This is a genomic window from Alkalibacillus haloalkaliphilus C5 (assembly GCF_000269905.1).
In the GTDB taxonomy this organism is placed as follows: Bacteria; Bacillota; Bacilli; order Bacillales; family Alkalibacillaceae; genus Alkalibacillus; species Alkalibacillus haloalkaliphilus_A.
Genome location: NZ_AKIF01000247.1, coordinates 1 through 1942, shown reverse-complemented (window position 1 = coordinate 1942; position 1942 = coordinate 1). Strand labels below are relative to the sequence as shown.

General features: G+C 35.5%; 2 protein-coding genes and 1 pseudogene. All 3 read right to left on the bottom strand.

Annotated elements, in window-relative coordinates; translation table 11 throughout:
* A pseudogene (locus A194_RS18980) lies at positions 1-394 on the bottom strand (hypothetical protein); the annotation flags it as partial.
* 302 nt (positions 395-696) lie between these two features.
* Positions 697-945, bottom strand: a complete 249-nt coding sequence (locus A194_RS0116075; RefSeq protein ID WP_017187803.1) for a hypothetical protein — start codon at positions 943-945, stop codon at positions 697-699.
* Positions 946-1283: 338 nt separating this feature from the next.
* The coding region (locus A194_RS18975; protein ID WP_017187802.1) for an ABC-2 transporter permease at positions 1284-1942 on the bottom strand (659 nt) is incomplete at its 5' end.

Below are 1942 nucleotides of genomic sequence, written 5' to 3'. Positions count from 1 at the left end.
CTTGTTCTTCGGCTTGTGTTGGAAATCTTTCAAAATAGTCTTCTCCCATCTCTATTTCAACTTGTGCAACTTTCTTCCAATCATGGTCTTCATACCCTTGAAGTCTTGTTTCCCTTGTTTCTATTTGCATGAGAATATTTTCAATTTCTCTAGCTTCTAATGGGTCTTCTACGTCATTTATGTCGTCCCCTATTTCAAACCCCATTTCTTCTAAAGAACTTTCACTACCTAGTAGTTGCCGCTCTGCCTCTTCTACCATGTCTTCAACTCGTTCAGTTTGTATGTAATTGTAGATAAAATAGCCACTAACCACTAGAACTAATAAAGCTAACAATATGTAAAAGAATGCAGATTTTATTGCTTTCTTTATTTCAAACAATATAAATTTAATCATTAAAACATAGCCCTCCTCTCATAATATTGATCAGAATCTTCAGAACAAACCATTCATAACCCTACACCCGCTTACGTAACACTTGTTATTTAGAAAAAATTACAATTATATAGAATGGTGAGTATTACGGTGAGCTATATTCGGCCTTAAACTCAAACTTTATCAATTTTATTTATGTAAGCCCCCATTTTAAATAAAAGGTGAGGAATGAAAACTTCCCCACCTTGTATTCTATTACTCTTTTTCAGATGAGCTTGCGATTGGACATGTACCAGTACAATGAACTGTTCCTGAATAACGAGCTAGTAAGTAATCTCCTGAGACTGCCAAGTATCTAAGTAGAGTGTGCCACTATAGCCTCCGCTATTATAATAAGTAGTACTAGGTGGAACAACATATTGACTGGCATCATAGTATTCCGTCACGGAAACAGTCCTTGAGTTTGATGCTTCAAAGTCATCTTCGCCCATACTTGTCGCTTGTAACGGTGCTCCTATAAATAATAGTCCGACTAAAAGCATTGAAACTAAAACACTTACTTTTTTCTCCATAAAAACCTCCAAGAGCTTATTTACTATTCTAGTAGGGGTGATCACCAATTTGAGAAGAATAGTATATTATAGTTATTCTTCATAACAACTAATAATCCTTTTGTTTTTGTAAAAAAATTACTCAAATTTCATTTAAAGTTAAATTCGTAATATTTCAGTTTTTCATTTCCAATAAAAACGCTCTTGAATAAGAAAGATTCACCCCGTCTATTTCATCCTTATTTTCAAAACGATGTACGACATGAGCAATATTAATAGACTACTAACCCCAAGTGACAGCACACCATAAACTAGATTGATGTCAAAGTTCTCTCGCACTAATGCTGTTTCCAACGTGATTATTTCGTACACATCGAAATATAAAAATGGGTTATAAACACCAACGGTTGATCACTGAATTGTACACCCAAAAACACGACAGCTAACGTTAAACCAATCGCAATCGATGTTCTTCTTGCTAATACTGAAAATAAAAACAACCAGGCATAACAGAAGACGAGTACCATTAAAAACAACAACGCTGACCATAGTAAAAATGTCCCCATCGGCATAAAGCTAAACTGGAATTCAGGTTCATAGATCAGTACAGGATAATCCCATGCACCCAAACGATCAAAAACAGTACCAAGCAACAATGAAAATACACCAACACCTAAAACCGTCAATAATGACACCAGCGCAATTGTGATAACTTTACTGACGAAAACAGTTCCACGTCGTATTGGTTGTGTGTAGAGAAAATGAATCGGCCCATTTTGCCCTAATCCTTCTCTCGTCATAACATTACCAAACAAGAATAAGAAAAAAGCCGCACCGAATACCGTTAATAACATTTCAAACAAGCGGTATAAAAAATAAAAGCCCGATGATGAATGGATATTATTAAAGTCATGTGCAATTTCTTCTTCAACCTCTGAATCAAACACTTCATCGTACACCGTTAATTCAGAGAAATTATGAATTGGAAATACGGGACGAATCTCACGGTCTCGAAGCC